This is a genomic window from Faecalimonas nexilis (assembly GCF_059731825.1).
Genome location: NZ_AP029189.1, coordinates 230,429 through 250,768 on the forward strand (window position 1 = coordinate 230,429; position 20,340 = coordinate 250,768).

Annotated in this window: 17 protein-coding genes and 3 pseudogenes; all 20 read left to right on the forward strand. The window is 41.8% G+C overall.

The window, feature by feature from the left end; all coding sequences use genetic code 11:
- Positions 1-24 precede the first annotated feature (24 nt).
- Positions 25-564 carry a JAB domain-containing protein gene (locus tag AC6I5B_RS01085; protein ID WP_004611525.1) on the forward strand — a complete coding sequence of 180 codons (540 nt, stop codon included), beginning with the start codon at positions 25-27 and terminating at the stop codon, positions 562-564.
- A gap of 4 nt (positions 565-568) precedes the next feature.
- A complete protein-coding gene (locus AC6I5B_RS01090; RefSeq protein WP_497773534.1) occupies positions 569-1,546 on the forward strand; it encodes a DUF3991 domain-containing protein in 978 nt (325 codons plus the stop codon).
- A 393-nt stretch (positions 1,547-1,939) separates the two neighbouring features.
- Entirely contained in the window at positions 1,940-2,461 is a 522-nt protein-coding gene (locus tag AC6I5B_RS01095; RefSeq protein WP_497773535.1) for a multidrug transporter, read from the forward strand.
- A gap of 4 nt (positions 2,462-2,465) precedes the next feature.
- The gene (locus AC6I5B_RS01100) at positions 2,466-2,798 is read left to right on the forward strand and encodes a plasmid mobilization protein (protein ID WP_497773536.1); all 333 of its coding nucleotides are present in this window, start codon (positions 2,466-2,468) and stop codon (positions 2,796-2,798) included.
- Positions 2,785-4,227 (forward strand): relaxase/mobilization nuclease domain-containing protein, encoded by a 1,443-nt coding sequence (locus tag AC6I5B_RS01105; RefSeq protein ID WP_497773537.1) that lies wholly within the window; start codon positions 2,785-2,787, stop codon positions 4,225-4,227. Before AC6I5B_RS01100 ends, AC6I5B_RS01105 begins: the two co-directional genes overlap by 14 nt.
- Before the next feature lie 29 nt (positions 4,228-4,256).
- The gene (locus AC6I5B_RS01110) at positions 4,257-5,441 is read left to right on the forward strand and encodes a hypothetical protein (protein ID WP_497773538.1); all 1,185 of its coding nucleotides are present in this window, start codon (positions 4,257-4,259) and stop codon (positions 5,439-5,441) included.
- A gap of 9 nt (positions 5,442-5,450) precedes the next feature.
- Complete coding sequence (locus AC6I5B_RS01115) at positions 5,451-5,855, forward strand: hypothetical protein (RefSeq protein ID WP_006858865.1); 405 nt, start codon at positions 5,451-5,453, stop codon at positions 5,853-5,855.
- Positions 5,855-6,973 (forward strand): PcfB family protein, encoded by a 1,119-nt coding sequence (locus tag AC6I5B_RS01120; protein WP_118726443.1) that lies wholly within the window; start codon positions 5,855-5,857, stop codon positions 6,971-6,973. Before AC6I5B_RS01115 ends, AC6I5B_RS01120 begins: the two co-directional genes overlap by 1 nt.
- 6 nt (positions 6,974-6,979) lie before the next feature.
- Positions 6,980-7,507: pseudogene (locus AC6I5B_RS01125) on the forward strand (type IV secretory system conjugative DNA transfer family protein); the annotation flags it as partial.
- Between the two features lie 744 nt (positions 7,508-8,251).
- Positions 8,252-10,099, forward strand: a complete 1,848-nt coding sequence (gene ltrA / locus AC6I5B_RS01130; RefSeq protein ID WP_062807359.1) for a group II intron reverse transcriptase/maturase — start codon at positions 8,252-8,254, stop codon at positions 10,097-10,099.
- 112 nt (positions 10,100-10,211) lie between these two features.
- Positions 10,212-10,943: pseudogene (locus AC6I5B_RS01135) on the forward strand (type IV secretory system conjugative DNA transfer family protein); the annotation flags it as partial.
- 814 nt (positions 10,944-11,757) lie between these two features.
- Positions 11,758-12,483 (forward strand): reverse transcriptase domain-containing protein, encoded by a 726-nt coding sequence (locus AC6I5B_RS01140; RefSeq protein ID WP_201885414.1) that lies wholly within the window; start codon positions 11,758-11,760, stop codon positions 12,481-12,483.
- Positions 12,480-13,667 carry an RNA-dependent RNA polymerase family protein gene (locus AC6I5B_RS01145; RefSeq protein ID WP_243097876.1) on the forward strand — a complete coding sequence of 396 codons (1,188 nt, stop codon included), beginning with the start codon at positions 12,480-12,482 and terminating at the stop codon, positions 13,665-13,667. The genes AC6I5B_RS01140 and AC6I5B_RS01145 overlap by 4 nt, the downstream gene beginning before the upstream one ends.
- 102 nt (positions 13,668-13,769) lie before the next feature.
- Positions 13,770-14,714 (forward strand): annotated as a pseudogene (locus AC6I5B_RS01150) (type IV secretory system conjugative DNA transfer family protein); the annotation flags it as partial.
- 93 nt (positions 14,715-14,807) lie between these two features.
- Complete coding sequence (locus tag AC6I5B_RS01155; RefSeq protein ID WP_147592047.1) at positions 14,808-15,260, forward strand: VOC family protein; 453 nt, start codon at positions 14,808-14,810, stop codon at positions 15,258-15,260.
- Positions 15,261-15,527: 267 nt separating this feature from the next.
- Positions 15,528-15,908, forward strand: a complete 381-nt coding sequence (locus AC6I5B_RS01160; RefSeq protein ID WP_173783923.1) for an electron transporter RnfA — start codon at positions 15,528-15,530, stop codon at positions 15,906-15,908.
- A gap of 54 nt (positions 15,909-15,962) precedes the next feature.
- Positions 15,963-16,805, forward strand: a complete 843-nt coding sequence (locus AC6I5B_RS01165) for a VirB6/TrbL-like conjugal transfer protein, CD1112 family (protein ID WP_004611540.1) — start codon at positions 15,963-15,965, stop codon at positions 16,803-16,805.
- 12 nt (positions 16,806-16,817) lie between these two features.
- Positions 16,818-17,228, forward strand: a complete 411-nt coding sequence (locus AC6I5B_RS01170; RefSeq protein WP_006858871.1) for a DUF4313 domain-containing protein — start codon at positions 16,818-16,820, stop codon at positions 17,226-17,228.
- 12 nt (positions 17,229-17,240) lie between these two features.
- On the forward strand, positions 17,241-17,753 hold the full coding sequence (locus AC6I5B_RS01175) for a PrgI family protein (protein ID WP_497773539.1): 513 nt from the start codon (positions 17,241-17,243) through the stop codon (positions 17,751-17,753).
- A 92-nt stretch (positions 17,754-17,845) separates the two neighbouring features.
- Positions 17,846-20,227 (forward strand): VirB4-like conjugal transfer ATPase, CD1110 family, encoded by a 2,382-nt coding sequence (locus tag AC6I5B_RS01180; protein ID WP_497773540.1) that lies wholly within the window; start codon positions 17,846-17,848, stop codon positions 20,225-20,227.
- Positions 20,228-20,340: the final 113 nt, after the last annotated feature.

Below are 20,340 nucleotides of genomic sequence, written 5' to 3' on the forward strand. Positions count from 1 at the left end.
AGTCTGGAGAGGAGGCGGTGTCTGATGCCAAAGAAGAATGACTTCAAGCTTGATGTGGTTTCGGTAAGACTTGTAAAGGATGCTCCGATTTATTCGGAGCACACCTTTAACAATCCGGCGGATATAGCTGCTGTCATGGGAGACTGTATGTGCCAGTTTGACAGGGAAGTAGTGTGTGTGGTCAATCTAAGGTCAGATTTAAAACCTATCAATGTGCATTTTGCAAGTGTTGGTTCTTTAAATGAGGCAATGGCACATCCGAGAGAGCTGTTTAAATCAAGTATCCTAAGCAATGCGGCAAGCATGATGTTAATCCATTGTCATCCATCCGGGAATGTATTCCCAAGCAAGGCAGACACGATGATGACAGACCGCATGAACAAGCTGTGTGAACTGATGGGAATACCGCTCATTGACCATATCATAGTTGGTGGAGACAATCGTGAATTTTTCAGTTTCAGGGAAAAAGGCATGATTGATAATCCTAAGATTACCCTGAGCACTGATTACCGGACACTTGATATCAAGTCACCGCTTGTAGCAGAGCAGGGAAAGGCAAGGTGAAAGCATGGATGGAAGATTTACGGATGAAGAGCTTGCCATAGCAAAGAGTGTTGACCTGTGTGCAGTTGCAGAAAGCCTTGGGTATACAGTAAAGAGGATTGGCAAATACCACACTTTAAAGGAGATGGATTCCATTCGTATCTATAACAGAAGCCATTGGTACAGATGGTCAAGGCAGTTTGACAAAGGCAACAATGGCGGCTCACAGATAGATTTCTTACGGGTATTTTGTGGAATGAGTGTAAAAGAGGCTGTGTTCTGGCTTTTAGATTTTGCAGGATACAGAAGAATCGAGAATCCTGTAAAGCAGCCTCTTGTTCATCAGGTAGCGAAAAAGCAGGCTGAGGAGAGAAAGCAGTTTGTACTACCAGGACCGGCAGGAGATAATTCCTATCTTATTTCATATCTGAATCAGGAGAGAGGAATCAGCAGGGCAGTCATAGATCTGTTTTTAAAAGAAGGACTGATTTATGAGAGCAGGCATTACCATAATGTCGTTTTCAAGGGAAACGATAAGAATGGAGTGACAAGGTTTGCAAGTATGCGTGGAGTGTTTGATAAGCAGGGCAAGCCATTCAAGTGTGATGTCACAGGCAATGATAAGAACTATGGATTTAATGTGGTAAATGAAAACAGTACAGAGCTTGTAGTATTTGAGGCTGCAATCGACCTTATGAGTTATGTGGATATTTTCACAGATTATGAATCGAATAAGCTGGCACTTGGGATGCTTGCAGATGCCCCACTTGAGACTTTTCTTCGGGAACATCCGCAGATTACTTCCATCCGGTTCTGCCTTGATGGAGATGAGCCGGGGAGAAAAGCAGCAGCTGAACTTATGAGAAAGTATTATGAGCTTGGATATGAGGTAGAAGACTGTCCGCCACCTGCCGGATATAAGGATTACAACGAGTGGCTTGTAGCGGCAAAGCTTAATCTGAACAGGATGAATAAGCTAGCAGATGAACCAGTCAGGGCATGAGAAACCGGATTTTGATGTGTGGGGGCAGAAAGCGCCCCCAAAACAGCAAAGTGGGGGCAGAAAGCGCCCCCAAAATGTCAAAGTGGGGGCGAAAAGCGCCCCCACAATTTGGACACGACAAAATCCGGACTGAAGTAAAAATAAAAGTGGGGGCAGAAAGCGCCCCCAAAATAACAAAGTGGGGGCAGAAAGCGCCCCCAAAGTAGCAAAGTGGGGGCAAAAAGCGCCCCCACTTTCATAAACAGAGGGTTTTAGGGAGATTTTCTCCCTAACTAGATGGCATTAGGACAGAGATGTCTCTAATGCGTATCTAGCCGTAAACCTAAGAGATTCAGACAGGCGTGTGGGTGGAAGAGATATACAAAACACGGATAAGGGAGGTGCAGGAAAGCAATGGATAAAGAACTTACAATAATCGCAGAACCAGAGGAACTTATTGCCTGGGCAGACACATTTGATATCTTACTAAACCCTTCGATAGAAGATGCTGCAATTCTGCTTAACTATATGGAAGGACATGATTATGCCATTGGCATAGATTCAGATGGGAAGATGTACAGGCAGGATATTGCTGAAGAAAATGGCGAGATAGAACCATATCCAATTGATGATGTTATAGATATTGTCTGTGAATGGAACTATGAACTGATACTTGATGCGGAAGCACACAGGAGTGATCCAAAGGATTTTAACGACTATAACGAGTATCAGAGCAGGTATGAAAGTCTGAAAGCAGATGAAAAGAGACTGGACAGATTGTTTGATAAAACCAGTTATGGTAAGGAACTTATAGAAGTTGCCACAGAGCTTGCAGACAGGGTTATTGCCCAGCTGGGTAATAAAGAACTGGAAAAAGCTGCTGTAACAGTAGCAGAAGGAGTAAGAGAATACAGTACGGGTAAGAGAGGAAGGTGATTCTATGGCGGATAAAGTTCATTGTATAAGGAAAACACTAAGACTTATGCCACAGGAAGCGAAGGTGCTTTCTGATAAGGCAAAGGCTAATGGAATGAATGAAGCCGAATATATCAGGCTTCTAATCAGTCAGAAACCAAATGATTATCCGGAAGTAAGGAAACTTCTTAAAGAGCTTATTAATGAGGTAAACCGTATCGGCATTAACATCAATCAGATTGTATTTAACAGCAATGCACAGCTGTATTCCAAGAAAGATAAGGAACAGCTTGTGGCATATATGAAAAAGCTGATTCAGTCTGTCAGCGAGGCGGTGGTAAAGATTGGCAATCAGTAAGATACTTCACATGAAGGACAGCGGGAATTCTTTTCATGCAAGGCATTTAAAGCGGGCACTGGATTATGTGATGAATCCTGAGAAAACGCAGGGAGGAAGACTTGTGGGAGCCATAAACTGCCAGACAGATATGGCTTTTGAGCAGATGATGGATACAAAGAAGCAGTTTGGAAAAACAGACAAGCGGCAGGGGTATCATATCATTCTTTCTTTCAAAGAGGATGAGGTGGAACCGGACAGGGCTTTTGAGATAACACAGAAGTTTGTAGCAGAATATCTTGGTAATGCCTATGAAGCGGTATTTGTGGTTCATGATAATACAGACCATGTTCATTCACACATTGTATTTAACAGTGTAAGCTTTGTGGATGGGAAAAAGTATCGCTACGAGAAAGGTGACTGGGCAAAGTATATCCAACCGATTACCAATAAGCTGTGTCAGGAGTATGGTCTTTCCATTATAGATGTGGAGGATGGCAGCAAAGAGAAACAGCACGAGAATTATAAGGACTGGAGCGAATATCGTGAAGGCAGCTTTGTGTGGGCAGATATGATAAAAAGAGATCTTGATGCCTGCATTTTACAGGCAAATGACTTCAGTGGATTTCTGGAGCTGCTGTCGGAAAAAGGATATGAGGTCAAGCAGGGAAAGCATCTGGCAGTCAGACCACAGGGGATGACAAGATTCAGAAGATGTAAGACTCTTGGCGAGAATTATTCACAGGAAGCTATTGTGGAGCGTATTGCTAAGGAAGATTTATCTTTTTACCAGTCACAGAATGAGGAAAAACAGGTAGCGATAGTAAAGTGCTATGTCAAAAGATACCGCCGGGCAAAGATGTCAGGCTTGCAGAAAAGATATTATGCAAAGCTTTACCGGATTGGAAAGCTGAAAAAGAAGCCATATAGTCAGGTATGGAAGTATAAGGATGATATCCGAAAGATGCATAAGCTGCAGGAGCAGTATCTATTTCTGGTAAGGCATAAGATTGAGAGTGCGGAAGAACTTGTGTCGGTACTTGGTAATCTGACGGATAAGAAAAAAGAAGCATCAAAGGAAAAGAGTAAGACTTATAAGGCTAAGGAAAGATTCAAAGATATTTTTGAGAAGGCTGAACAGATCCGGGAGCTTGATGATGCGGAATCGTGTTATCAGAGTGGGGATACCTTCTTTGAAGATGAGCATAATGCATGGGAAAGGCTTAACACAGAGCTTTTAGCACAGGGATACAGTGTGGAAGAGGTCGAGAGTCTTAGAAAGAAATATGAGAGCAAGTATGCACAGGACTGTAAGGCAGAACGGGCAGTATCAAAAGAACTTAGCCTTGGAAGATCAATATGGAAGGAACTTACTGTATCAGCTTCGGCAGAAGAGAAGCAGTATGACAAAGAAATAATAAGAGACAGAAAAGAACAGCCGGTACGTTAGGCTGTTTTTTTAGTGGTTAGGAGGCATATATGGAAGAAAAAAGAGAGCCATTAAGTGAAATGGCGATTGAGAGAAAGATACAGATTCTTCGTAATAAGCATATGGATAGTGAGGTCATTGCTCTTGTCAAAAGCGATTATGAATATGGACTGACTGATGATGAAATTGGTCTGTATCTGAACAAAAGTTATGACATTGAGCAGATGAAGGTGTTATCAAAATGTCTGCATAAGGGTGTATCAGAAGAGTTGTTAACGCTGCTGAAAGATAGCAGGATGGCAGCACCTAAGATGCAGACAGCATTGGATTACTATGAAAAAGGTGTGCCGATTGATGCAATCAGAGAGGTAGTCCAAAAAGATGATACAGCAGTAAACATGCGCAGGATGTTTGATGTGGTATTAGAAAAGCTTAATAAAGCCAAAGAGCAGATGCCACAGGATTTAGAGTATGTGAAAAGTCTTGTAGCTCAGATGGATGAAGTGGTTGCAAAGATCAATCATCAGAATGAAAGGTATGATGCCCTGAATAAGAAGCTTTCTGAAATAGAAACTTCCAAAGATGACGAGGAAGTCAGGGAGCGTCTGGTCAAGGAGAACCAGGATAAGGACGCTCTTATCAACAGTCAGCAGAATGAACTGAATAAGGCAAGCAGTACGATTGCAAGACTCAGGGATGATATTGAGAAAAAGGATAAGGAGATGAAGCGTATGGGAGACAGAATAGAGTCATTGGAAGATAAGATCATAAGTGTTGCCACAGAGAATAAGAAAGAGGCAGAAAGTAAGGCAGAGCCGCAGGAAAGCCAGTCCGTATTACAGGCAGATAAAAAGATGGTTGATACAGTTGCAGTTCCTCAGAATATGCAGGCTGTGGCAAATGGAATTCCGGTCTATTATCAGATTCCGGTAGTTGATGGTACTGGAAATGTGGTGCAGAGACTTCCGATTGAGCGAAGTGTGAGAAAGAGCAGCAACAGCGGAGTGGCAAGTCTTTTTGCAAGACTGTCATTTAAGAAAAAGTCAAGAGCAGACATTGTAAAGCTGGTTGCATCGGGAGACCTTGTTCCGGCGCAGCTTGTGCAGATTAAGAGTGCAATAGAAAAGGGACTTACTGAGTCACAGCTTGTAGAGCTTATAAACAACAACATTTCAGCGGAAAAGATGAAGGAGATCATTGAGATTGCTGTGCTTGAAAACAGCATGGCAGATTAGGAGGAACTTATGAATTTAGCAGTAGTAAATGAAGCAGTAACAGAAATGAATGGTGTGGAGCATCAGTTTACAGAGGAAGAGAAAAACTTTGTTGTCCAGTTCGCATTCAGAAGTGGCAGCAAGGAAGACACGATTTCTCTTATTGAAGCTTTGGCACATTCAGCGGATAAGGCTGAGTCGGACGAGATTATGGTCACATACAGGTCTAAATATGATATGAAGCCTGCATGGGTGGAACAGGTGGAAAACCTGCTTGTGGCACTTGAAATGTATCGTATCGAGGAGGAGAAAGCAATCAATCATCTGGCAGATATTTTGACTGCTTATGGTATTGATGTATCAGCCGAGGAAATCCGTACTACAGAGACAGAAACACTTAAAACAACAGTCAGAGAGAAAGTGGAGGTGCGATAATGGCAGAAGAGATTCAGGAAGCGGTGCAGATCATCCGTGTAGCTTATGATGGCATTGAGATTGCCATGAAGGTAGGAAGCGGCGGCATTGCTGCCATGCAGAAGGCAATAGATTTCTTAAAAGGGATGCTTGATTATGAAAAGTCACTTGGCAAGACATCCATGAGAAAGCTGATCTTAAAAGGTGGCGATTTACAGGTGTTGCAGTTTAATACCGAAGATATGAAAAAGGTTGAAAAGATGGCAAAGAAGTATGGAATCCTGTATTCGGTACTTCCAGACTGTAACAGGAAAGATGGACTGAGTGAGGTAATCTTTCATACAGAGGCAGTTCCCCGTGTGAATATGATGATACAGAAGCTCAAGTTTGGTAAGATTGCCACATTTGACGATTATCTGAAGAATGGAGATGAAAAATCCCTTGGCAAGCTGATGGATTTTTTGAAGAAACAGCAGGGAAACGAGAAAAGCCACACGATAGAAGGGGATAGGGTTAATACCGCTATTGACGGACTGATCGAAAAGGTCGGAATGTTTGCAATGGAAAAGAAAGCTATCAGTGTGGATCAGGTCAAGGAGAATTTCAGTATCAATGGTGAGCAGGCTGAAAGTGTTATCAGACAGCTTGAGACAATCGGTGTGCTTGGCAGCAAGAATGAAGATGGCACCCATACAGTCATGATGGACAAGGATGCATTTATCAATCGTGTCAGAGGTTATCAGGACCTTGCTGAGAGAATGAGGGCAGTTGCAGCATCAAAAAATGCGAACCTGTCAGATGTGACAATCAGCAAGAAGCTGATTATCGAAGAAAATGACCATGCTGTTAAGACCAGAGTTCCCGGCACATGGGGAGAAGAGGCAAGATATGTATGGCTCCGTAAGGAAAACATCATGGAGATTCATGGTGGAAAGACAATGCTTACCTTCCTTGATTCAACCAAGGATTATAAGCTCTACGATGAGCAGAATCGTGTGGTGACAACCCAGAAAGGAACCGAGCTTTATACTCACTACGACAAGGTGGAGTCATCTGTCAGGGAGCGTTACGAGAAAGTGCAGAAGCAGCAGAAAAAGACCACACAGAAGAAAACTGTTACCACAAAGAAAGCGAGGTAGCAGCCTATGCAGACAACAAAGAAAATGCCGTCACTGATATTCATCCTTGTGGGTGCAGTGTTAGCAGGGTATCTTGGTTATCTGATAAATGGTGCGTGGACGGAAGGGATTGCCTTTAATGAATTTATGGACAGATTCAATGAAGTATGTGCTGTTCCTTTTGCCAATTATTACAATTCCAATACAGTAAAAGCAGTAGCCATTGCATTAGGTATCTATGCGATGGCTATTGTCATGTATTACACCAGTCAGAGAAACTATATGCCTGGCAAAGAATTTGGTACGGCAAGATTTGAAAATCCGAAGCAGGTCAACAAGATACTTGCAGATAAGGATGAAAATTTCAACCGGATACTCAGCCAGAATGTGAAGATGTCGCTGGATTTCAGGAGACTCAAGCTCAATGGAAATATCCTTATCTGTGGTGGTTCCGGAGCAGGAAAAACATTTTATGAAGTAAAGCCGAATCTGATGCAGATGCCGCATAACTGTTCCTTTATCTGTACCGATCCAAAGGGAGGTGCGAGACGTTCCAGTCTGAAAAGGACTGGCACATCTCAACTGAATCATTGTTTATTGTAATGAAATTAGTTCGAGTTGGAGAACTGAATGCGTGAATAGTCGAATGAAGGGGTAACGCCCTGAAAGGCTACTCTAATACTCCGGCTGGCATGGAAATGAGTAAACATTGAAATGTCAGAAGCCCGGTGAAGTCGGCAGAGAGATACCGTAACAATAGTAGTTGACGAAAGCTGTCCAGAGGTGGATGGTGTATCCTATATGCCGGGAGTCTATAAAATACCTATGGTTAGAATGGTGGATGTTACATAATCCACTGACGAACCCTCGAATGTACGGGTCTATATCGGGACTAAGTATAAATGCTTAGTAACACAACTAGTGTTGCTACTGCGGGTGAGTAAGACTTCTGCCTTTATGAAAATCCGTGCAATGTTACAGGCATTGATGTGGTAGCAGGCTCAGAGATGGGAACCTACGGGTATATAGGAACAGATAACGCATTCGGAACGTCGTAAGCTGACAGCGTGGAGATTTTACTGTCTATGAAACGTATCGAACGGGAAAGTCATCGTGAGATTAGCGATGATATAAGGGAGATAATGTCAGTGAAAGCGGTGGCATAGTACCGATGAAACCGTGATAACAAGCGGTGGAGGGATAGCCACTAGTCATATATTAGAGTAAATAAGTTACAAATGGTATGGGTTCGAGTAAGACTAAGAGATGTAATAACTCCCAGATAGGAGGTTACAGACCATACAAAAGAAAGCTAAGCTCCGGTACAACGAATATTACGATATGCAGAAAGCATTCGATGAGTTGTATCAGCAGAGCAAAAATGGTAACAACTTTTATAAGTTATTAGAAATTATCGGTTCAGAGCAGAATATTTGCCTGGCATACCGAAACCTAAAAACCAATAGCGGAAGTAAAACCGCTGGTACAGATGGTAAAACAATCGAGGATATCAAAGGTCTATCGGACAGGGAAGTAATTGAAACTGTCAGAAAACAATTAGCAGATTATCATCCGCAATCAGTCAGGAGGGTCTTTATTCCTAAGCCCGGAAGCGATAAAAAGCGTCCGTTAGGGATTCCATGTATCTGGGATAGATTGATACAACAGTGTATCCTACAGGTGTTAGAGCCGATTTGTGAACCTAAGTTTCATAATCACTCATATGGATTCCGGCAAAATAGAGATGCCCACCATGCGGTCAGCAGAGTTGTCAGCATGGTAAATATGTATAAACATTATTATTGTGTGGATGTGGACATCAAGGGCTTCTTTGATAATGTAAACCACGGAAAGCTGCTAAAACAGATATGGACATTAGGTATACGAGATAAACGATTGCTATGTATCATTAGCAAAATATTAAAATCAGAAATTGAAGGAGAAGGAATACCGGACAAGGGTACACCGCAAGGTGGGCTGATTAGTCCGCTACTTTCGCTCATTGTGCTGAATGAACTTGATTGGTGGGTAAGTAGCCAGTGGGAGACTTTTACACCAAATGGAGTGAAGAAAGGCAACATGAAAGGAAGTAAGGGCTGGTTGAGTTATGCACGAAAATATACAAATCTAAAAGATGGGTATGTGGTGCGTTACGCTGATGATTTTAAAATTATGTGCAGAAGTTATACTGATGCACAAAGATATTATCATGCGACAATAGACTTTTTAAAGTCAAGATTAAAACTCGACATTAGTCCGGAGAAGTCCAAAGTTGTTAATCTCCGAAAGAACTCTTCTGATTTTCTGGGATTCAAAATTAAAGTCCTGCCAAAAGGCAAGACCAGATATGGATACATTGCTAAAACTGATATGAGCGATAAAGCCATCAAAAAGATTACTGCTGAATTAAAGGCAAAAGTGATTAATATAAGGAAACACACAACTGTTGGTAGAATCAATGCCTATAACATGGCAGTGATAGGGATACAGAATTATTACTGTATTGCTACCAACATATATAACAATCTAACGGATGTTAATTACGCTCTCTTACCAACCTTTAGAACCAGATTATCATGTATTGGAAGTACAATTCCGTTTGCGGAAACGCCCTATGAATTTCAACAGAAAACTGTAGGAATCAAGAAAGAAACCAAAATTATAACAGTAGGCAAAATGCCACTACTGCCACTTACAGGAGTTCATCACAAACATCCTATAAATTTCTCACAAGATATTACCAGCTATACAGCAAAAGGAAGAGAAAAGATTCATAAATCTGTCCAATGTGTAGAAACACAGGAATTACGAAATGTGATGAAGTATAGGAATCCTAATGAAAGCATTGAATTTAATGATAATAGTATTTCTGCATACCTCGTGCAACAGGGGAACTGCTATGTCATGGGAAATAGGCTGAATGTACATCAAATGAAATGTATAAGGAAAATTCCAGTAGGTGAAGGTGGTACAGACAAGCATACTAATATCGCATTTATTTCAGAGGAAATATGGCGAGCTGTTATGACAGAGGATATTTCAGAAACTATCAGAATAATGAAGAGATTCAATATGGACGACAAGCAAAGACGGAGATTCAACCGATTGCGTGAAAATTATGGATTACTACCAATTAAGAAAAGATAACTTATAAATTTACTTGAGTATGATGGCACGCCGTATGATGCGAAAGCATCATGTACGGTGTAGAGCGGGGGAAAAGGTGGAGATTACTTCAAAGCCTTACCTATCGCTATAAATCCTTAGAAGCTGCGGGCAGATGTTAAAAAATAACGGATATAACCTGAAAGTCATTAATCTGTTAGAGATGGATAAATCAGACTGTTACAATCCATTTTCCTATATCAGAGAGGAAACAGATGTGGTCAAGCTGATTACAAACCTTATCAGCAATACGACACCAAAGGGAGCGACACCAAGTGATCCGTTCTGGGAAAAGGCGGAAGGATTGTTCTTACAGGCTATCTTTTATTATGTGTGGCTGGAGGTACAGCCGGCAAAGAGAAACTTTGAGACAGTACTTAAACTTCTTGGAGAAGCAGAGGTTACAGAACAGGGAAAAGCATCGAAGTTGGATGTGCGTATGAAGTTTTTAGAGGAAAGTTCACCACTTGGAGCCAATCATCCGGCAGTCAAGCAGTACAACAAATGTATGAGAGGTGCAGGAGATACAGTCCGTTCCATTATCATAAGTGCAAACTCAAGACTTGCATTTCTTGAGAATAAGCAGGTTTTACGACTACTCTCAAAAGATGAGCTTAATCTGTCCGATATCGGTATTGGAGTGAATGGGGATGGAGAGACAAAGACAGCACTCTTTTGTGTAATCCCTGATAGTGACAAATCCTATAACTTCATTATCGGTATGTTATACACGCAGATATTTCAGGAATTGTACTATCAGGCGGACTTTAACTGTGGAGGCAGATTGCCTATCCATGTGACATTTATGTTAGATGAATTTGCGAATGGTGTGACACGTTCTACGCCTAAAACGGTGGGAATAACCGACAAAAGCGTAGCCTAAAGTCACAAACAATTAAATAAATGTGGTTTTAGAGAACTGCATAACTGAAATCTCAAATGACGGGGTAACGCCCTGAAGGGGATTCACTAATACTCCGAATAGCGTCAGCCGAATACAGACGGTTGGGGTTATAAGCTCGGGGAAGTCGTGCGAAGCACACCCTAACGCTTAATGGCGAGGAAAGATTCGTAGAGGTACGGGTTGTGTGTGACGGTGCGGGTGGGGTTGCCATATGGTTAGAATGACCAAAAAGGCGGTCTGACAAAGATTCCGAATGTACGGCTCTAAACGAATGGCTTGCAGAAATGCAAGTGTACCAATGGGTACGCAAGCGGGGCAAAGTAAAAGTTGTTAGTATGAAATGCCCTCTGTGTTTACAGGACACAGGTATCTTGAGGGATTCGCTCGAAGATAATGCTTGCAGGGCTAAAGGAACGACCTAAGTGGCAACAATCCTAAGTTATGCGGAACGTGGAAAGCAGCCAATACGGGAGCTGACTGTATCAGCGGAAAAAGTACCGTAGTTGTATCGAAAAGGAAAGGGATTGAAAGAGCCTTTCTATAATAAGTGCATTAGTGGCTGTGAGAGTAGAGGCACAGTACCTGTGAAGCCGTAACAATAAGCGGTGGAGGGATAGCCTCAAGCCGATACTAAGATTTTCTTTCATGCCTATATAGTAATCACCAAAATGGAGATTTTCATAGCTGTCGTGGTGCGACTAAGAAAAAATCATTCTCTGATAAGGAGCTGGTTACTATGGCAAAACGAATTGTAAACAAAGCAGAGCGAAATGCAGAAAGGTATGACGCTAAAGAAACAGGCTACCGATTATTTGAGGACAGCCAGAATGGAAAGACATTTGACAGGCTCATGCCGTTGATTGTGTCAGAGCAGAATATCATACTTGCATATCGAAATATCTGTAAAAATAGTGGGAGCAAAACTCCCGGCACAGATGGGAAAACGATTGTAGCGATACAGTCACTGCCCATCGAATCGGTCATTAAAACCGTCAGAAATAAGTTGAACTATTATCAGCCAAAAAAGGTTAGACGAGTTGAAATCCCGAAAGACAACGGAAAAACCCGCCCATTAGGGATTCCGAGTATTTGGGACAGACTGATACAACAGTGTATCTTACAGATACTGGAGCCGATTTGTGAAGCGAAATTTCATGAGCGGAACAATGGTTTCAGACCATATCGGTCAACTCAGAATGCAATCGCACAATGCTATAAAATGGCACAGTTGCAGAATCTGCACTTTGTAGTAGATGTAGACATTGTTGGCTTCTTTGATAATATCGACCACAGTAAGTTGATTCGGCAGTTGTGGGGAATCGGCATACAGGACAGAAAGCTGATTATGATAATCAAGCAGATGCTGAAAGCGGAAATCCTGTTCAATGACATTATAATCACTCCCGAAACGGGTACACCACAGGGGGGATTCTATCCCCACTTCTTGCAAATGTTGTATTGAATGAACTGGACTGGTGGATTGCCAGTCAGTGGGAAATGTTCAAAATCAAAGAGGGTAAAACAGGTTTAGAGTTTAACAAGACTGATAAAGAGGGAAACGTCCTCACAGTAGACAGAACGCAGAAATGGAATAAGCTGAGAGCAAAAACCGATTTGAAAGAAATGTATATCGTAAGGTATGCAGATGATTTTAAGCTATTCTGTCGGGATTATGCAACGGCGAAAAAGGTAATGTGTGCCACAAAACTCTGGTTGGCAGAAAATCTGCATTTACAGACCAGTGGAGAAAAGTCGGGTATCACAAACTTGCGGAAGAATTACACTACTTTCCTCGGTATCAAATTTAAGGTTGTACCAAAAGGCAGTAAGTGGGTAATACGTTCCCACATGGCAGACAAGAGTAAAGCAAAGGTCATTAAAAAGCTAAGTGACGTTTGGAAAGACATAAAGAATCCGAGCAAACAAAGCGAGATAGACCGAAATATAAGTCTTTATAATGCAATGGTTATGGGAATGCACAACTATTACTGTATGGCAACTATGGTATCAGCAGACTTTGCGGAAATCGCCTTTAAAGTAACGGGAAAAAGTAACGGCATGAATCATAATAACCGCTGTTACCCCATAGAACGTCAAGGCGAGATAACCAGCAAGTTTATTCAGGAAAAGTATGGAAAGTCTAAGCAGTTCCGATGGATAAAGGGAAGAATGATTATCCCTGTTGGATATGTGGCTTATGAATACCCCAAATATAAAAGGCGTGAAGTCAATAAATATGTGAGGAAGTATTCAGACATCGAAAACTGTATCAGCTACGATGTTATGAAATACATGATGGAAAATGCACATCTCTACCCTACGTTGGAGATGGCAGACAACGCTCTTTCGAGATATATCGCACAAAAAGGCAAATGTGCGGTAACGCACAATGCCCTGTCAATATCAGATATGGTATGTGTGCATATCAAACCATGTAAGGGAGAGCGAAACGACACTTACAGGAATTTGATTATCCTGTCAAAAGAGGTGTCAGAACTGGTTGGAGCAACGAATCCTGTAAAAATTGGAAAGTTGCTTAAAGACTTACAGTTGACCGAAGAAATGAAAGATAAAATCAATAAACTCCGAAAACACAGAGAGTTGGAGGAAATACAATTCGAGGACTATATAGGCACTAAAAAGTAATCTTAGTCGGTGGAACGCCGTGTGATGGGAAACTATCACGCACGGTGTGGAGCGGGGGAAAAGCCCGAGGTGGAAACGCCAGAGGCTTACCTATCGCTATTCGCATTGCCAGATGACTTCTGTTCACTGTTATCGACAATGCGAAGCCGTGAGATTTCAAGTATTATCATTATTCAGAACTTTGCCCAGTTAAAAGCACTTTTTAAAGATACCTGGGAGACAATTCCCGGCAACTGCGATACTTTCATATATCTTGGTGGAAATGAGCAGAGTACACATAAGTATGTGTCTGAGTTGCTTGGAAAAGGTACGATTGATAAGAAGTCAAGTGGAGAGACAAAGGGCAGACAGGGAAGCTCATCAAGGAATTATGATGTGTTAGGAAGAGAATTGTTTACACCCGATGAAGTCAGAAAGCTGGATAACAAAAAGTGTATTATCTTTATCCGTGGTTTTGATCCTATCATGGATAATAAGTTTATACCATTCAATCATCCGATGTTTAACCAGACGGCAGATGGTAAGGGAAAACCATATGTTCATCAGATAAGAGGAACGGATAATCTTATCGGTCCGCCATTTGAGATTCTTTCAGACAAGGCAGTTAAGTATTATGAAAAGCTGAAGGATAAGGGCGAGAATGTGTATATAGATTCTCTTACTTATGAGCAGTTTATGATGCTTGGTGATGCGGAATTAAGCAGAAGATTCTCCATGCAGGATGAAGCAGAGCAGAAAGCAAAGATTGACAGGGAACAGGCAAATGAGCTTGAGTATGTCGATGAATCGCAGAAGTCGGAAGCAACAGAGAGTGCCAATGCTTCTCGTGGAAGTGCTGGTGCTAAACCTGTAAGGAATCCTGAGAGGGAAAAGCCTAAATGGGAGGATACCATCACAAATCGAATGCTGCACTGGTCGTATACACCGGAGCAGAAAGAGGAAGTGAAGAAAGCACTTGCCGCAGGAGTTCCGAAAGCAACGATTCTTACTTACTTCTATCCTGAGGTTACTGTGGAGAAGATGAGTTCATATCGGAAGAAGCATTAAATGATATCGCATAGGCACAGGAAATGTGGTATACTGTGCCTATGTAAAAAGAATGTGTTTTACAAATCGCAATTTTCTCAGGAGGCTATAAATATGATTGGAAGAATTTATCATGTGGGCTTAACCGTTTCTGATATAGATCGCTCCATTGCTTTCTACAGGGACATTCTCGGGCTTGAATTTCAAGGCGAACTTTTTATGGAAGGCGAAGAAACAGATAAAATGTTCCGTAAGAAAAATTGTAAAGCAAGGGTTGCTTATTTGAATGGTTCGAAGGCTATTGAAGCACCACCAGTCGAATTGATTCAGTTTGTAGACAGCGAAATCCATAAAGCACAATCGGATTTGTTTACAACCTCTATCTCAGAAGTGTGCTTCTACACGGATGATATTGATTCGGTCTACAAAACCTTTATCGAAAATCATGTGGATTGCTTGTCTGAACCGCAGTATTTCGACTTTAGAGCAGATGGATTTGGGGAAAGTCGAGCTTTTTATTTTAGAGACCCGGATGGCATTATTCTTGAAATGATGCAGCCGCTTTGATGAAAAATCATAAGTACAGGAAAGTGGAAACTTCAAGTTTGTCTGACTCACAACAATTTAATATCATACTAATACAAGCACTTTAGCCAATATGGTTAAGGTGCTTTTTTTGCACCTTGAAAGGAGGTGGTTACAGCTAAACATATCGGGAAAAGCCCGATTTAATCATTACAACAGGCATTGCCTGATCATATAGAGTAACTTTTAACAGCCAGTTAGGGATTATCCCTGCTGGCTTATTTTTTTATCAAAAAGGAGATACACAACATGAGAAAAGAACAGGTTATTTCAACAACAAACAACAATCAGATGGAGGAGAAAGGCATGAAGAATAGATTCATTCATTTTAAAAAGAGATTCGTTCCGGCATTATCCGGGGCACTTATGGGAGTAATGCTTATGAGCACTACCTGTTTTGCAGCAGGTACAGGTACTTCCGCAGTAACACAGCCGCTTGAGAATTTAAAGACACTTATCATTGCAGTCATTGGTGCGGTTGGTGTCATCATTCTTGCAAAGAATGTTATGGAGTTCGCACAAGCCTACCAGCAGCAGGATTCATCTACCATGAACTCCGCTCTGAAAGGAATTGTGGCAGGTGTCATGATGGCTGGTATTTCAACAGTTCTGACATTCTTAGGCTTCTAAGATTAGGGAAATGCATTTCCCCTTTTAGTAAAAGGAAAGAGGTGAATAACAAGTATGGATATTTTTAAGCTTGGTGATAAGATCCTTGCACTTCTTGAGGCAGTGTTTGGGTTTTGGAACAATCAGATATCCCTGGTCTTTGCAATGCTTGGACAGTCACCGGTCAGTTTCAAGGGCGGAGGTCCCTGGGCAGTCATTGAGGGTATAGAGCCGGTCTTTGTAGCGGTCGGCTCTTCCCTCGTTGTGCTGTTCTTTGTTATCGGTTTCTGCTCGGAAAGCATAGATGTAAAAGATGAGATGAGGTTTGAGTCTATATTTCGTATGCTTATCCGACTGGGACTTGCAGAATGGTTTGTTGCAAATAATGTCACGATTATGAAAGCGTTTTTTACTTCCATAGGAAATCTGGTGGGACTTATATCTGCGGGGACAACGACGCAGCTTGCCATTGACAGTACACAGGCAGACATCATTAAGGGACTCGGATTTGGTGAGAGTCTGGTAATGCTGATACTTACAGCTTTGCTTGCAATCATCATTATTATCTGTGGATTCTTTATCATTTACACAGTGTATTTCAGGTTCTTAAAGATACTGATTATTGTGCCGCTTGGTGCGATTGCATGCTCCACAATGGCAGGAAACAGAATGGTCAGTCATACAATGGCTACCTACTGCAAATATTTTCTTTCGTGTGTATTCGAGGCAGTAACGATGGCACTTGCAATTGTGGTATGTAATGCATTTATCAATGCAGGACTTCCGGCATTTACAGGAAGTTACGCTGACTGGGCACAGACGCTTATTTATTTGTGTGAAATGACATTTACGATAGCAATGACTGTTGGAAGCGTGAAGGGTGCACAGACACTTACAAGCAAGGCATTTGGATTATAGAGGGAGGCAGAAATGGATAATGAAAAGAAACAGGTTACTTATAATTCAAGCATAACCGGAGAAACGCAGGTGACATTTGATATCCAGCAGTATATGAATAACAGGGCAATGTTTATCGGTCTTATGTGTAATGAAGATGGATATGAGGAGCCTTTTGGGGATGTGACTGTGAATTTGTCGGTTGCAGCACCAAATTACTGCGGATATCTGAATGTGAATGACATGCCGGATATTGAAAAGTTTATTACAGACAATGACCTTGGAGAGTTTACAGGATTCACGCAAAGGAGCGGTTTCTGCGAATATCCGCTTTATCTGTTCAATGTGGATAAGCTTAGGGAACTGTGTCCGGATGGAATGGATAAATATGAGGCGAATATTGGAATGACAAGAAAGCCGGAAACAAAGGATTTATCAAGATAGGAGGTAGGGACAATGGTAATCGAAGTAAACAAGGATATTGACCGCTATCAGGAATCGGTTGCGATGGGACTTACTGCAAGGCAGCTTATATTTTCCATTGCAAGCGTAGTGGTCGGTGGCGGTATCGTCCTTCTTCTTTACAAGTATATCGGTCTTACGGGTTCTGCTTATGTGGCAATTCCCTGTGTGGCACCGATTGCACTTGGCGGTTTCTATTCCTTTAATGGGATGAATTTCTATGAGTATATGGGAAAGAAACTGCATTTTATGTTTGGCAACAGGGCGCTTACCTATGTATCAACAGAGGGAGAACCTGCAATAAAGCAGTTAGAAGCAGAACAGAATGAACAGGTAAAGAAGAAAGGCAGAAAGGCAGAACAGGAGACTGTAACAGCTGATTCGGCTGTAAAGAAGCAGGAGGAGTTTGAAGCAATGAAGAAAAAGACGAGAAACATGCTGGTTGGACTTGTCGCAGTCATTGTGGCGGCAGTAGCAGGCATTGCAGCATATAAGGCAATGCATTAGAAACGAATAGTATCTGACCGCAAGGTCGGGAACATAGCCCGCAGGGTGAAGTTCCCGGCGGGCTTTCATTATAAGAAAGCGAGGTTAGAGACATGGGTTTATTTACAGACGGATTTAAGTTATTAAAGAAGGCGAGTGAGCCTTTGTATAAGACACCTAAATCCATTCAGGAAACCATAGAGATTATGGCGGTGGCTGAAAACGGCATTTTTGAAGTAAGCAAAAATAAGTATTCCAAATGCTACCGCTTTCAGGACATCAATTACACGACAGCAACCGAGGATGAGCAGATCGGTATTTTCGAGAGATACTGTAAGTTCTTAAATTCGCTGGACTGTAATTATAAGATTACGATCAACAATAAGAACAAAAACATGGATGAACTCCGTGATAAGGTTCTGATTGCTGAGAAAAACGATGGCTTCAATAATTATAGAAGTATCTACAATGACATCATTGAGGAGAAGATTATTGAGGGCAGACAGGGGATTGAGCAGGAGAGATACCTGACAATCACGATTGAGAGAAAGAACTTCGAGGAGGCAAAGGCACAGTTTGCAACCCTTGAGGCAACGATACACAAGGCTTTCATTGAGCTTGGTGCGGAGATTGTACCACTTAATGGCAATGAGAGACTGAAAGTGCTCTATGACTATTATCATCTTGGAGATGAGGGCAGCTTTGATTTTGAGATCAAAAAGGCAAAGAAGGTCGGGGCAGATTTTAGAAATGATCTGTGCAATGGGATGGTGAAATATTTCCCGGACCATTTTGAGGATGAGAGTAAATTCTGCAAGGCACTTTTCATCAAAAAGTATCCGAGCAGTTTGTCAGACAGATTCATCAATGAGATTACTTCCCTTCCGGTTCATTCCATCACGAGCATTGATGTGGTGCCAGTTCCCAAGGATCTGACAACAAAGGTGCTTCAGAAGAAATACCTTGGTATTGAGTCGGATATCATTAAGCAGCAGAGAGTCCGTAATAAGAATAACGATTTTTCTACGGAAATCTCATATGCCAAAAGAACGGAGAAAAAGGAGATTGAGGAAATCATGGATGATGTCCGTGAGAATGACCAGTGCCTTTTCTTTGTGGGAGTAACCATTATTCTTATGGCAGAAAGCAAGAAGGAGCTTGAGAGTGTATGTGAGACAGTAGAGACTATCGGAAAGCGTAACAGCTGCACGATTGACACACACTACTTAAAGCAGAGGGAGGCACTCAACACAGCACTTCCGATTGGTGTAAGACAGGTGGAGACAATGCGTACACTTCTTACACAGTCACTTGCAGTGCTTATGCCATTCAATGTGCAGGAGCTTAATGACAGCACAGGTAATTATTATGGTATTAACCAGATCAGCAAGAATGTGAATATCGGCAACAGAAAGAAGCTTATCAACGGAAATGGCTTCGTTTTTGGAGTGCCGGGTTCCGGTAAATCCTTCTTCTGTAAGATGGAGATGGGCAGCGTATTCTTGTCGGGAGATGATGAAATAATCGTCATAGATCCAATGAACGAATACTTTGATATTGCTGAGACCTATGGTGGAACTGTAGTAAATATGTCTACTTACACGGATAACTATGTGAATCCGCTGGAGATGGATGTATGGAGCCTTGATCCGAATGATTCCAAAGGAATGGTAAGAGAAAAAGGCGAGTTCATGCTTGGACTTTGTGAGCAGTGTATCGGGGACAGCTTAAATTCAAGACAGAAGTCAATCATTGACCGCTGTGTGAGAAAGCTGTATATCGATATTGCAAGAAGCAAAGAGAAGTATATCCCGGTGATGAGTGATTTTTACGATATCCTTATGGCACAGCCGGAGGACGAGGCAAAGGACATTGCACTGTCATTGGAGCTTTTCGTAAATGGTTCCCTAAATATCTTCAATCACCAGACAAATGTGGATGTGGATAACAGATTTACAGTATATGGCATCAGGGACTTAGGTACAGAGCTTAGTCCTATCACAATGCTTGTTATGATGGAGTCCATTCAGAACAGAATTGTTGAGAATGGTAAGCGAGGCAAGGCAACATGGCTCTATATTGATGAATTCCACGTCCTGCTTAATTCGGAGTATTCTGCAAAATATTTGCAGCAGCTCTGGAAGAAAGTAAGAAAGCAGGGAGGTCTTTGTACCGGTATCACGCAGAATGTCGTCGATCTGTTGCAGAATTACACAGCAACCACAATGCTTGCAAACTCAGAGTTTGTGGCACTTTTAAAGCAGGCGAATACAGACAGTTCCAAGATGGCAGAAGTTATCGGGGTATCAGAGGCACAGCTAAGATTCGTAACCAATACTGCATCGGGAATGGGACTTATCAAGTGTGGTTCTGTGGTGATTCCATTTGATAATCAGATTAGTAAGGATACAGACCTTTACAGGCTGTATAACACCAATATTCACGAGAAGATTGCAGAACAGAAGAAACGTGAAATGCAGAATAATGTCGAATAATGTTGATAGAGGTCGCAATTTGCGACCTCAAAGCATAGCCATCCGGGAAGCTGGGTGGCTGTTTTGCATTTTGAGTGAAAGAAGGTGAGAACATTGAAGATAAAGAAAGTGGA